Genomic DNA, 12,578 nt, shown 5'->3' with positions numbered 1-12,578 from the left:
ATTTACAGTTGTCAAACACTGATTCAGAACATCATTTAAGCGGAGGATGCTGTGTGAAAATTGGCGCTCACTACTTAGGTAACGGCGAGTGTGAGTTTACTGTTTGGTCTCCCACCTTAAACAGCGTTGCGGTAGAGATTTTAACGCCAGAGTCGCAGTTAATTCCGCTAAAACCGCAAGCAGAGGGATACTGGCAATTAAAAGTCAATGATGTGTATCCAGGTACATTGTATCGATATCAACTAAATGAGCAAGAAGCTTTTGCTGACCCGGCTTCGCAGTTTCAACCCCAGGGAGTTCACGGTGCTTCTGTGGTTGTAGATCATCAATTTGACTGGACAGATACAACCTGGACGGGTATTCCCTTAGAATCGATGATTTTTTATGAACTCCATGTCGGGACATTCACACCGGAAGGAACCTTTGCTGCGATTATTCCCCGTTTACCAGAACTACGGGAGTTAGGAATTAACGCGATTGAAATTATGCCCATTGCCCAATTTCCGGGCGATGATCATATTCAGCCTGATTTGGCATATCGCAATTGGGGATATGATGGCGTTTATCTGTATGCGGTACAAAATTCCTACGGTAGTCCCGCCGATTTCAAGCAATTTGTAAATGCTTGTCACGAACAGGGAATTGCTGTAGTGCTGGATGTGGTTTATAACCACTTTGGCCCAGAAGGTAATTATATGGGTCAATTTGCGCCCTATTTTACTAAAACTTATAAGACACCTTGGGGCAACGCGATGAATTTCGATGATGCTTATAGTCAAGGTGTGCGAAATTATTTTATTCAAAATGCTCTGTATTGGTTGGGAGATTTTCATATAGATGCTTTGCGGCTGGATGCAATTCAAGCAATTTATGATTTGGGTGCAAAGCATTTTTTAGGGGAATTGGCGGAAACTGTGCATAACTTTTGCCAAGGAGGAACATGGAAACGTTATTTAATTGCAGAAAGTGACTTGAATAACCCGCAAATTGTGCGTCCGCCAGAATTGGGAGGATATGGAATTGATGCACAGTGGAGTGATGATTTTCACCACGCATTACATACATTGTTAACAGGCGATCGCCAAGGGTATTATCAAGATTTCGGTCAGTGTGCTGATTTAGCTAAAGCTTACCAAGATACGTTTGTCTACGATTGGCGGTATGCACCCCACCGTAAGCGTTTTCATGGGATATCTTGCCGCGATCGCCCATTATCTCAGTTTTCAGTCTGTATTCAAAATCACGACCAAATTGGTAATCAAATGAAGGGGGAACGCTTATCTGAGCGAATTTCCTTTGCTGGTTTGAAATTAGCGGCTGGTGCTGTATTGTTGTCACCCTACTTACCGTTACTATTCATGGGTGAAGAATATGGCGAAACAGCACCCTTTATCTATTTTGTCAGCCACTCCGACCCTGAATTGATTCAAGCTGTGCGTGCTGGACGTAAGCAAGAGTTTGAGGCGTTCCACTATGCAGAAGATCCACCAGATCCCGAATCTGCACAGACATTTCTGCGGTGTAAACTTAACTGGGAATTGCGTCACCAAGGACAACACAAGGTTTTATGGAATTGGTATCGTCAGTTAATTAATTTACGCCAAACTCATCCCGCGTTGTTGAATTTTGACCGCGACAGTATTACAGCAACTAGTGATGAAGAGAAAAAAGTAGTTGTTGTGCGGCGTTGGTGTGAATCGAGGGAAGTGGTATTTGCGATGAATTTTAATTCCTCATCGGTGGCGGTAAGTTTACCAATTCAGCAAAGTGCGCGGAAGTTATTAGACTCAGCCGATGCTGTATGGTCTGGTGAAGGTTCTCAAGCTGCTGACAAACTCGCGGTGGGGGATGAGGTTGTGTTGGCGGCTATGAGTTTAGTTTTGTATAGCAATCCTAAATGAGTCGTGAAAAACATAGATATGGAAACGAACCGCCAAGAACGCCAAGGACGCAAAGGGAAGAAAGAAGAAAAAGACAGGACTTACGCACAAGCTACGGAAAATCGTAGACGCGCAAGCGGCTTCCCGCAGGGTACCACAGAGGCGCAGAGTTCACGGAGAAATGAGAGTTTGAGAGATATTTTGCGTAAGTCCTAAAAGATATAGAAATTTTACAAATGATTTAGGACTGCTATAACGCAGAGTTACGTGAAGTCAACGCGGAGGGGCGTAGAGTGTTTTCCCCTGAACCTCTTTTTCAACCTATTTATATACAAGTAAAAATATTATGCGAATCCCAAAAGTAACTTATAGAATTCAGTTTACACCCCAGTTTGGCTTTGATGATGCTAGAGCGATCGCATCCTATTTATCAGATTTAGGTATTTCTGATTTGTATGCTTCGCCAATTTTTAAGGCGAGAACTGGGAGTACACATGGTTATGATGTGGTAGATGCTGCACTGTTAAATCCGCAATTGGGAACTGAGGACGATTTTGCGGCTTTAGTGGCAGAATTACAAGCTTTGGGGATGGGTTGGCTACAAGATATTGTGCCTAACCACATGGCTTATAGTAGCGAAAATCCCTATTTAATGGATGTGTTAGAACATGGTGCAGATTCTAGTTATACCGATTATTTTGATGTTTGTTGGAACTCGCCTTTTGCTAATAGCCAAGAGCGCATTCTTGCACCATTGTTAGGAGATTTTTATGGTGAAGCTTTAGAAAAGGGAGATATTCAACTCCAATATGAACAGAATGGTTTAACTGTTAACTATTACAGTTTGAAATTACCATTACGGTTAGAGTCTTATAGTAAATTTTTGACTTACAATCTTGGTAAACTCACCCGCACACTGGGGAGAAATCATCCTGATTTTATTAAACTTTTAGGTGTTCTCTACATTCTCAAAAGTGTGCCTTCAGAAGTTACAGGTAAACAGCGTCAAGACCAAATTGCTTTTATCAAAGGTTTGATTTGGGAACTCTACAGCACTAATGATGATATCCGGGGATTTATTGACGAAAACCTGAAAATTTTTAATGGCGAACCAGGTAATTCGGAAAGTTTTAACTTGCTCGATGACTTACTCAACGACCAGTTTTATCGTCTCGCTTTCTGGAAAGTTGGGGCTGAGGAAATGAACTATCGCCGTTTCTTTACTGTTAACGAACTTATCTCAGTGAAAGTTGAAGAAATGCGCGTGTTTAACAACACTCATAGTTTGATTCATAAACTGGTAGAAGAAGGCGTATTCACTGGCTTAAGAATTGATCATATTGATGGACTATATAACCCCACCCAGTATTTAGAAAGACTGCGCGAAAAAATGGGTGATGTTTATATCACTGTCGAGAAGATTTTAGAACTCACGGAAGATTTACCCAACAATTGGCAGATTCAAGGTACTTCGGGATATGATTTTTTGAATTATGTCAATGGTGTATTTTGTCAAGCACAAAATCAAGCAGCTTTTAATAAAATTTACCATTCATTTATCGGTGCAAGGGTCAATTATCCATCACTTGTTAAAGAGAAAAAACATCTCATATTAGAAAAGAATTTAGCAGGTGATATTGATAATCTAGCCAGTTTATTAAAAAATATTGCCAGCAAATATCGCTATGGTAATGATTTTACATTGAATGGTTTGAAACGAGCGATCGCAGAACTTATCACATTATTCCCTATCTACCGTACTTATATCACCCCCGATGCCATTTCCGACACAGATAAAGCTTGTATTCAACAAGTAATTAACACAGCGAGAAAACAAGTACCTCTGTTGCAACACGAAATGAACTTTTTAGAAAAAGTCTTGTTGTTGCAGTTTGATGAATCTCTCAGCCAAACAGAAAAAGAACAGTGGATTTATTTTGTCTTGCGGATGCAGCAATACACTGGGCCACTCATGGCTAAAGGCGTGGAAGATACTACTTTATATGTTTACAACCGTCTAATTTCCCTGAATGAAGTCGGCGGAAACCCCAGTCATTTTGGAATTAATATTGAGCAATTTCATAACTTTAACCAACAACACCAACAGAACTGGCCTCACACCATGAACGCCACCGCCACCCATGATACCAAGCGCGGCGAAGATGTCAGAGCAAGGTTAAATGTGTTGTCCGAAATTCCTCAAGAATGGGAACAACAGGTAAATAACTGGAGTGAAATCAATCAATCACATCGTAGCTTAGTCGATCGCAACGATGAATACTTCCTCTATCAAACCCTAGTTGGCGCATTTCCCTTTGCAGAACATGAACAAGCCTCCTTTGTGGAACGAGTGCAAGAATACATGATTAAAGCCATCCGGGAAGCAAAAGTTCACACCGCATGGTTACGCCCCGATAACGAGTATGAAGCAGCTTGTACCACCTTTGTGCAGAAAATACTTGACCCCAGCTTATCACGAGAATTTTTAGATAACTTCCGTCCCTTTCAACAAAAAATTGCCGAATATGGCATATTTAATTCTCTTTCCCAAACCCTTCTTAAAATTACTGCGCCTGGTGTTCCCGACTTCTACCAAGGAACAGAACTTTGGGATTTCAGCTTAGTTGACCCCGATAACCGCCGTCCCGTAGATTTTGAATTGCGACGTAGTTATTTGAGTACCATCCAAGCACAAATCAAAACAGATATTCTCGGCTGCATTCCCGAACTACTAACTCAGAAAACCGACGGTAGAATCAAACTGTTTTTAACCCTGCAAGCACTCAAAGCCAGAACAAAATATCTTTCCTTATTCCAAAACGGCGAATATCAACCACTAGAAGTCCACGGAACCCACGCCAACCATATCATCGCCTTTGCCAGACAACATAACAAGCAAACCGCGATCGCCATTGTCCCCCGTTTCCTCACCAGCCTCACCCAACTCGGACAACCCCCACTAGGCGAGTCAGTATGGCAAGATACACACCTAAAACTCCCCGCCAAAACTTGGCAAAACCTCCTTACCCACCAAACCCTACAAACCGGAGATACTCTCCCTATCTCCCAAACCCTCTCCCACTTCCCCGTAGCCCTATTAATTGCTGAGTAAAATCTTCCATCCTTTGCGCCTTTGCGCCTTTGCGTGAGGTAAAACCTATGACTATACAACTCACCACACAAACACAAGTCCGCACCTACATCAAACAAACCTGGAAAACCCTCACCCGTTCCCATCAACACCTACTAGAATCAGCCCAAGACACCAAACTAGAACACCAAGCCAATACCCCGTGGTTAATTTACATATCTCCCCAAGAAGACTGTAATACAGTCAAGTCTGTGTTAGAGCGATCGCTATCTGCAACCGAAATGCAGCAAATCGAAATTCGCACCTTACCCAACGAAGTTGCAGATATTCAAGAACACGGCTTGTTATATCTCCCCGGCGCTTATGTTGTTCCTGGTGGACGTTTTAACGAGATGTATGGCTGGGACAGCTATTTTATTTTGCTGGGCTTGCTGCGGGATGAAGAATGGGAATTAGCCCAAAGTCAAGTTGATCAATTACTTTATCAAGTGCAGCATTACGGCACTATCCTCAATGCCAACCGTACCTATATGCTGACGCGATCGCAACCCCCTGTCCTCAGTTTGATGGTGCTGGCGTTGTTTCAACATACCCAAGACATAGCATGGTTAAAATCAACCTTGCCCTTATTAGAACAGTTTTATTATTACTGGGTAGTACCGCCGCATCTCAATCCCGCTACAGGTTTATCCCGATATTTTGCTTTAGGAGAAGGGCCAGCCCCCGAAGTTGTGTTTTCGGAACTGGACGAGGAAGGACGCAGCCACTACGAACGTGTCAAGGAATATTATCAAAAATTTGAGATTGATGATTATGATGTGAGCTTGTATTATGACCGCGAAAAAGACGAACTCACAGACTTATTTTACAAAGGCGATCGCTCTATGCGTGAGTCCGGATTTGATATTTCCAACCGCTTTGGCCCTTTCAGCGTTGATATTATCCATTATGCGCCTGTGTGTTTAAATAGTTTGCTGTATCAAATGGAGCAAGACTTGGCGCAGATTCACGATATTTTAGGTAATCCCGAACTTGGACAACAATGGAGCGATCGCGCCAGTCTCCGCCGTGAGCGTATCAATCAACACTTGTGGGATGAAGACACAGGACTTTACCTAGACTATCATTTCCCCAGTGGCGATCGTCGTCATTATGAATTTGCTACCACCTTTTATCCTCTCTGGACAGGACTTGCTTCACCCACACAAGCTGCAAGAATTGTCCAAAATCTACCAACATTCGTCGCGCCAGGGGGAATTTTTACCAGTTCTCATGTCACCGGAAATCAATGGGACGCGCCTTTTGGCTGGTCTCCCCTCACATTAATTGCTGTCCTGGGACTGCGCCGCTATGGATATCATACCGAAGCCAAAGAGATTGCTGATAAATTCCTCACTATGGCGATGAAAGAATTTACCAGATTTGGTTTCTTCGTCGAAAAATATGACGTTGAGCGTTGTTCTGCTCAAGTTTCCGACGAAATTTGCTTTGGTTACAGTTCCAATGAAATAGGTTTCGGTTGGACTAATGGCGTGATTTTAGAACTTTTAGCTTTGGGTTACGGGGAGAGTGTAAGGGTGTAAGGGACTTGCATAAAAATAAAGTACCAGTAAACCGAGTTTCGACTTCGCTCAACTCTCAAGGGTCGAGGGTTGAGCGAAGTCGAAACCCGTCTGGTTGCAACCCTATTAACCCGCAGATCCCTAAATGAACAAAAACCCTTACTAAACCCTTTGAGAATCATGGGTTTCAAGTGGTGTGGAAAAATACTTCCCTGTTCCCTGTTCCCTTGTCAACCTCATCAAGATGATGGTGGAATCAAGCTGGCTGTTTTAGCGACACTATCCCAAACTATCCAAGCGCAGGAATTATCTACATCATCGGCATTATTGGTAACTTTGAAATAGATTTTATCTCCGCCTTTCGGTTCAATGGCAAAATCAGCATTTTGAGCATAAACAACTTTGAAACCTCTATCACGCAAGCAATACATCGCCCAAGCTTTGAGTGATTGCTTGTATGGTTCATGGGGAATTGGTGGTTTTGTGAGTGCTGCTTCGATGACTTGAAATATCTGCATTGTGATAGTAATTCGGTTTGATTGTTGAAATTATCTGTAAAGGCTGGGAGTAGGGAATAGGGAGTAGGGAGTAGGAAAGAGTATTTTTTTCAGCAATCAAATATGAGACATATATGAAATAAAGGGAAAAGAGAAATCCGGTTTAGAAAAAGACTTAGGACTCAGTACTCATAACTCAGCACTTTATTTTCAGGTTGAGGATCGCAACGAATTTCAATCATAAATCCGTCAGGGTCATAAAAGTACACACCTTTACCTGTAGGACGAGTAACTGGGCCATGTGCGATCGCTACTTTATTCTCCTCTAAAACCGCTAGTGCCGTCTCAAATAATCGCGGATCAATATCAAACGCCAAATGATAAGCTCTGGTAAAACTCTGTTCTGGGTCTGGATGGGGTGGATTGAGATCCGGTGTCCAAAATAAATCTAAAATTACACCATCGGGGGTCACAAAGTTGGCAACTTTCCCTTCCGCGACAAGTTCCACCAGTGTTGCGGGGACTTGCTTACCCGTCAATTCATGTAAGCCTAAAATCTTACCGTAAAAGTGACGCGAAGCTTGCATATCTTTGACATTGAGAGCAATGTGATGCACTTTCCGCAAATTTCCAGGAGTAAGGATACTTTTCATACATCAGATTTTCAGATATCGCTTTGACGTACTAGCTACAGTAAATAACTACGAATTATCTTCGATATTCATCGCCACAATCGCCAATTATTTTATATAAATCGCGGGATTTTTGCGAGACTTGCTCGATGCGATCGCAATCTTCCTGATTTAAACTAAAACCAAATACTTTGGCATTATTTTCGATATGTTCCGATACACCCAGTCTTGCGCCAACAATCACACCTCCCACTGCTGGTTTATCTAAAATGTAACGTACAGCAACATTCGCAATACTGACACCATACTTATCAGCAATTTCTTTCAGCGTCACCAGCAATTCTTGAAATAATTGCCAACCACCCCAAGCATCAATCATATTTTTGTATTTACGTAAGCTGGCTGTACCTAAATCAAAGTTTCGTGGTTCTGGCTGACCTAAATATTTCTCTGATAAGAAACCGCCACAAACTGTCCCGTAAGTTAACAGTTTAATGTTATGTTCCTGACAAAATTCCACCATTGCCACTTCTGGACGGCGGTCAACTAAAGAAAACTGCACTTGATTAGAAACAATTTTAATTCCTGCATTGACAATAATTTGCAGGTGTTTTGTATCAAAATTTGTCAAAGCCAAGTGCTTTATTTTGCCCTCAGTTTGCAATTCTGCCATAAATATCAGGGCATCTAGATAATTTTTATCATTATATTCCCACCAGTGAAATTGCATTAAATCTAAAGATTCAACTCTCATTCTCCGCAAGGAAATATTAATATTTTCTTCAACGACTTTTTTCGTAATTTTTCGCGGACGAGGAACCCATTTTGTGAAAGCCTGTAAGTTAGCTAAAGCTTCTTTCCCTCTAGTTGCAATTAGTTGATGGCGAAATTCCCCAATAAAATCTTCAGCCGGGCCATAATGATCAGCTAAATCCCAGGTAGTAAAACCTGCATCCAGATATTGAAACATAGCTTGTATAGCTGCTTGTGGTTGAATATGTCCATGTGCGCCAGATACTTGCCACATTCCATTTAATATCCGACAAATATTTAAATCAGGAGTGAGTTGCAGACGACTTTCTGTAGGTAGTAGCACCATATATAGTAATCCGATTTGATTTTTGAATTATCTGTAAAGGCTGGGAGTCGGAAGTAGGGAGTAGGGAGTAGGACAAATATGATTCATATAATTGAATTGATAATTATCTAACGCCAATCTTTGGCTGCTTGTTCTAGAACATAAACCGCAACATCGTGAATTTCTTGTTCACTCAGGCGGTCTTTATAAGCAGACATATTACTTTTGCCATTGGTGACAATAGATGTAATTGCCTCTATGGAATCCATATTATATTTCTTGAGGGCTTGCTTTTTTAAATTTTTTCCGCGTCTGATAATGTTACTGCCGTTAATATGGCAACCAGCACAATGCAGGCTAAATATTTGTGCGCCGTTTGCTGTGTCACTGGCATTTGCAGGCAAAGTAAAAGTAGTTGTCAATAACAAGATAATTAAACTTAATAGCTGCATCATTTTGAGCAGATTAATTCTCATTATCTTAATTTGTGCTTTGGTGGTCATCATTGCTTGAGAGTGACTGTAATCTCAAATTTTATCTTCTCATAATTATGTGCATAGCGATACCCAATATTTGCTGTGTCAATAAAACCACAGATACAAACTGATAATTTGTCATTTTCTATCTAAAGGAAGTGTCTATTCCCAATAGAATACGTCAAAATTAAGATGTTGGAGATGACTAAACTAAATAAATTTATCCAAATTAGCTAAATACACGAGTTGAAAATGGTTAAAAATGTCAAAGAACAAATTCAAACTGACTTGAGACAAGTTAAAGAAACTGGTCAGTTACGGACTGAAAGAGTTAGAGAAATTGTCAAATCAGCAGTTTCGCAAGTTGCGGCTGAGTTGAAAGAAGGTTCAACCGAATTGCGGGGACTGGTTAAAGATGCGGTTGCGGCTGTGATTGAAACTCTGCAAGAAAGAGGAACTGAAATTAAAGAAGAAGTGACAGCTTCTATTGAAGGTGCTTTGGAAGGTGCGAACCACAAAAGACACGAAACTATTATTCACACTCAGTCAGAACTGCAAAGATTACAGGCTCAGTTAGATAGTGAAGAAGAAAAACTTCAGCAAGATGTAGATGTGATATTAGCTGAGATTGAGGAAACAGGTAAACAAAATACTGCTGATACTAAAAATGTAATTGACTCGGCTGTGAATGCTATCAAAAATAGTGATGAAGTTTCGTTACTAAGAAAACGTTACGCTCAATTACAAGCACAATTAGCCATTGTCCGCGCGAATTTAGCAGCACGTTATGGCGGCCGTTCGGAAGAAATTCAAAATCATCTCAATGATGCCAAAAATTGGTATGACCAAGCTCGTCCCCAAGCGGAAGTTTTAGCGACCCAGGTATCACAGAAGCGATCGCAGTTAGAAGATAAACTAGGTGAAGCTGGTACAGCCATCGCCAAAAAAGAATTTCAAATCAAACAAACCTTACGCGAGTTACTTCTCGCAACTGCTGATTTGTTTAAAGACAAGGAACCAGCAGAAAAAAACTAGTACAACAAGGCAAAAGGAAAAAGAAATAATAACGATATCACAAGCCTTTTAGCAATTCCCGATGGTCTGTTTATTTACGCTGATCTGTACTAGATACTCATATCATAATAACCCCGACTTCTTCAAGAAGTCGGGGTTCTGAGCAAGTACAATTTAGTTAACAAAGTACTTCATACAAAAGCTATCTTCCCCTAGTCATCGCCATAACAGCATCAACTGTAATTTCCGGGAGAATACCCAAACTGGGGAGAAAATCTCCGCTTGCAAAAATTATCGGTAAGTCATCTCCTTGCCAAACCCATATTTGCTGACGAGCCAAGTCGATTAACCAAGCCAGTTGGGTTCCATTACTAAGACAGTGGAGAATCTTATTTTGTAAGTCTAAAGTGCTTTGGTCTGGTGAGCGAATTTCAATTAACCAATCTGGCGCTCCATTAAATGGGCCATCTGCATCACTCAGGCGATCGCCTGCAATAATCACAATATCTGGTACTGGTGAATAAGGCGGTACAATACAACGTAGCTTCTGCACAGCTTCAAATTGATCGGTGCGATCGTTAATATAATTTACTAGGTTACGTTGTAGCCTGGAATGAAATAAGGTTGGCATTATTTTTTGGACAACTCACCCATCAATTAGTTCCAATGCAGGAGAAGCTTCTATTTGAGGTTGAGCAAGAAACTCTGCAAGCGAAATCTTAGTACTTGACTGGGGCATATATTCTGCATAAAACTTTACTATGCTTGCTTGTATAGCATCTAATTATATTTCATAATCGGATATGCAATCAATACCATACTAAACTTAAGTCACTGTAGCTCTCTACATATTCAGAAAAACATAATAAAAAGGGTAGATTTTTATAGTCTACCCTTAATTGATTGTCCTTATTTAGAGAGGTTTGTTCGATGGAAAGATGTAGATTTTCTTGCCTAATTAGTAAGTGCCGCTATTTAATGCTTCTTCTCTCTTAGCCACTATCCACAGTGCATGAATACTACCAGGAAGCCAACCAAGCAAAGTCAGCAGAATATTAATTACCAAAGTCGGGCCAACGCCAACTGTCAGAAAAACGCCTAAAGGAGGCAAGAAAATAGCAAGTAAAAAGCGTAATATTTTCATGGGTTAGTTGTTACTGTTTCAAATTGATTAACTCATATTGTGCAGAATTAACTTGATGACAAACTCTGTCTCAGGAATTATGTTAATTCTGGATGATTGTTGCAGCCGAATTTCTACTATTGCTGAGGATTACCTTGAGGTAATTCACCTGTTTTTGAAGTGTTGCCTGTTAAAGACAAGTTTCTTTCAGCAAAGTAATTACCAATGAAGGTGTTAGCTAAAGATAAAACAACTGGACCGAGAATAAACGCGAGGATTCCATGTGCGCTAAACCCAGGCACTAAAAATGCGGCTAATGTGAAACAAATACCGTTCACAACCAGGGAAAATGCGCCAAAGGTTAACAGGTTTAATGGTAAAGATAGGGTAGAAAGAACTGGCTTGACAGAACTATTGAGTAAGCCAATGACAACAGCAGCAATTAACGCCGAAGGAAAGTTAGCAATATTAACACCAGGTACAACTAAATCAACAATTAGTAAGCTGAGTGCTGTAGCTAGAGTGATAAGAAATGTTCCCAACATTGTTTTACCTAAAAAGTCAGTGATAGTTTGTTTGAATGTCTTGCTACTATCATTAACAATCTAGAAAGATTCAACCTCTCTTATAAGATAGATTGTGCTTCTACCAGTTGACTGATTTTGGCAGAAACTTCGTAAATTACGAGAAAACTAACTCTAGCCTCTAATCCCTATTTTTACCACCAGTTGCCGCCTTTACCTTCACATTCACGCTTCGTTACATAATGGCGGTAGCGAAACATCGCTTCTAGTTGACTTTGGACTAGCCAACCACTGATAAATTCAACGGTATCTCCCCCTGGCATAGAGTAGGAAATTGCATCTGTTAGCTTGGTTTTGCCATCTTCTGACTGAAATTCATGACGATGTACCCAAGTTTCAAAGGGGCCAGATATTTGTTCATCGACAAATAGGTGATATGGTTCGCATTGGGTGTGACGCGCTAACCAAGTTAAAGGTACTAAACCCAAAAACAAACGAAACTCTGTAATAGCACCTATTTGCAGTCCTCCCTCCCGCCGGACTACTTGGACTGGTTGCCAAGGTGGAGTTAGCGTTTGTAGGATATCTGGTCTTTCGTGAAATTGCCAAACTACTTCTATTGGCGCATTAATTACAGATGAATGGTTGAAGTGCAGCATGAACAGCAAAACCTAAAACTCATACCAAGAAAAAATGATGGT

General features: G+C 40.8%; 13 protein-coding genes. 5 read left to right on the top strand and 8 right to left on the bottom strand.

Going from position 1 to position 12,578, the window contains the following annotated elements; genetic code table 11:
* Positions 1-53 precede the first annotated feature (53 nt).
* The 4 genes from treZ (at position 54) to H6G28_RS10970 (ending at position 6,554) form a co-directional block, all read left to right on the top strand.
* Positions 54-1,901: a malto-oligosyltrehalose trehalohydrolase gene (gene treZ, locus H6G28_RS10985; protein ID WP_190670690.1), complete on the top strand. Its 1,848-nt coding sequence runs from the start codon at positions 54-56 to the stop codon at positions 1,899-1,901.
* An 18-nt stretch (positions 1,902-1,919) separates the two neighbouring features.
* Positions 1,920-2,096 carry a hypothetical protein gene (locus H6G28_RS10980; protein ID WP_190670688.1) on the top strand — a complete coding sequence of 59 codons (177 nt, stop codon included), beginning with the start codon at positions 1,920-1,922 and terminating at the stop codon, positions 2,094-2,096.
* Between the two features lie 130 nt (positions 2,097-2,226).
* A complete protein-coding gene (treY, locus tag H6G28_RS10975; RefSeq protein WP_190670685.1) occupies positions 2,227-4,992 on the top strand; it encodes a malto-oligosyltrehalose synthase in 2,766 nt (921 codons plus the stop codon).
* A gap of 47 nt (positions 4,993-5,039) precedes the next feature.
* Positions 5,040-6,554, top strand: coding sequence for a trehalase family glycosidase (locus H6G28_RS10970; RefSeq protein WP_190670683.1), 1,515 nt, complete (start codon positions 5,040-5,042; stop codon positions 6,552-6,554).
* A gap of 218 nt (positions 6,555-6,772) precedes the next feature.
* Here the strand turns inward: H6G28_RS10970 and H6G28_RS10965 are convergent, their stop codons facing one another.
* The 4 genes from H6G28_RS10965 to petJ form a co-directional block, all read right to left on the bottom strand.
* Positions 6,773-7,051 carry a hypothetical protein gene (locus H6G28_RS10965; RefSeq protein WP_190670681.1) on the bottom strand — a complete coding sequence of 93 codons (279 nt, stop codon included), beginning with the start codon at positions 7,049-7,051 and terminating at the stop codon, positions 6,773-6,775.
* 161 nt (positions 7,052-7,212) lie between these two features.
* Complete coding sequence (locus H6G28_RS10960; protein WP_190670678.1) at positions 7,213-7,683, bottom strand: VOC family protein; 471 nt, start codon at positions 7,681-7,683, stop codon at positions 7,213-7,215.
* 55 nt (positions 7,684-7,738) lie between these two features.
* Positions 7,739-8,758, bottom strand: coding sequence for an aldo/keto reductase (locus H6G28_RS10955; RefSeq protein ID WP_190670875.1), 1,020 nt, complete (start codon positions 8,756-8,758; stop codon positions 7,739-7,741).
* A 110-nt stretch (positions 8,759-8,868) separates the two neighbouring features.
* Complete coding sequence (gene petJ, locus H6G28_RS10950; protein ID WP_190592503.1) at positions 8,869-9,195, bottom strand: cytochrome c6 PetJ; 327 nt, start codon at positions 9,193-9,195, stop codon at positions 8,869-8,871.
* A gap of 273 nt (positions 9,196-9,468) precedes the next feature.
* Between petJ and H6G28_RS10945 the strand changes: the two genes are divergently transcribed.
* Complete coding sequence (locus H6G28_RS10945; RefSeq protein ID WP_190670677.1) at positions 9,469-10,251, top strand: coiled-coil domain-containing protein; 783 nt, start codon at positions 9,469-9,471, stop codon at positions 10,249-10,251.
* A 181-nt stretch (positions 10,252-10,432) separates the two neighbouring features.
* On the opposite strand, the gene H6G28_RS10940 is transcribed toward H6G28_RS10945, so the two are convergent.
* The 4 genes from H6G28_RS10940 to H6G28_RS10925 form a co-directional block, all read right to left on the bottom strand.
* The gene (locus tag H6G28_RS10940) at positions 10,433-10,861 is read right to left on the bottom strand and encodes a Uma2 family endonuclease (protein ID WP_242049202.1); all 429 of its coding nucleotides are present in this window, start codon (positions 10,859-10,861) and stop codon (positions 10,433-10,435) included.
* Between the two features lie 327 nt (positions 10,862-11,188).
* The gene (locus H6G28_RS10935; protein ID WP_190592462.1) at positions 11,189-11,374 is read right to left on the bottom strand and encodes a YqaE/Pmp3 family membrane protein; all 186 of its coding nucleotides are present in this window, start codon (positions 11,372-11,374) and stop codon (positions 11,189-11,191) included.
* 116 nt (positions 11,375-11,490) lie between these two features.
* Entirely contained in the window at positions 11,491-11,898 is a 408-nt protein-coding gene (locus H6G28_RS10930; protein WP_062287899.1) for a phage holin family protein, read from the bottom strand.
* Between the two features lie 173 nt (positions 11,899-12,071).
* Complete coding sequence (locus H6G28_RS10925; RefSeq protein ID WP_190670676.1) at positions 12,072-12,536, bottom strand: SRPBCC family protein; 465 nt, start codon at positions 12,534-12,536, stop codon at positions 12,072-12,074.
* Positions 12,537-12,578: the final 42 nt, after the last annotated feature.

Source organism: Nostoc sp. FACHB-190 (genome assembly GCF_014696905.1).
Classification (GTDB): Bacteria; Cyanobacteriota; Cyanobacteriia; order Cyanobacteriales; family Nostocaceae; genus Nostoc_B.
Note: the sequence above shows the minus strand (reverse complement) of the source record. Positions and strands in the feature narration are given on the sequence as shown.

Coding starts and splice junctions, on each gene's coding strand:
- H6G28_RS10935 (WP_190592462.1), bottom strand. CDS start 11,374: ATGAAAATATTACGCTTTTTACTTGCTATTTTCTTGCCTCCTTTAGGC.
- H6G28_RS10945 (WP_190670677.1), top strand. CDS start 9,469: ATGGTTAAAAATGTCAAAGAACAAATTCAAACTGACTTGAGACAAGTT.
- H6G28_RS10980 (WP_190670688.1), top strand. CDS start 1,920: ATGGAAACGAACCGCCAAGAACGCCAAGGACGCAAAGGGAAGAAAGAA.
- petJ (WP_190592503.1), bottom strand. CDS start 9,195: ATGATGCAGCTATTAAGTTTAATTATCTTGTTATTGACAACTACTTTT.
- H6G28_RS10965 (WP_190670681.1), bottom strand. CDS start 7,051: ATGCAGATATTTCAAGTCATCGAAGCAGCACTCACAAAACCACCAATT.
- H6G28_RS10970 (WP_190670683.1), top strand. CDS start 5,040: ATGACTATACAACTCACCACACAAACACAAGTCCGCACCTACATCAAA.
- H6G28_RS10925 (WP_190670676.1), bottom strand. CDS start 12,536: ATGCTGCACTTCAACCATTCATCTGTAATTAATGCGCCAATAGAAGTA.
- H6G28_RS10930 (WP_062287899.1), bottom strand. CDS start 11,898: ATGTTGGGAACATTTCTTATCACTCTAGCTACAGCACTCAGCTTACTA.
- H6G28_RS10940 (WP_242049202.1), bottom strand. CDS start 10,861: ATGCCAACCTTATTTCATTCCAGGCTACAACGTAACCTAGTAAATTAT.
- H6G28_RS10960 (WP_190670678.1), bottom strand. CDS start 7,683: ATGAAAAGTATCCTTACTCCTGGAAATTTGCGGAAAGTGCATCACATT.
- treY (WP_190670685.1), top strand. CDS start 2,227: ATGCGAATCCCAAAAGTAACTTATAGAATTCAGTTTACACCCCAGTTT.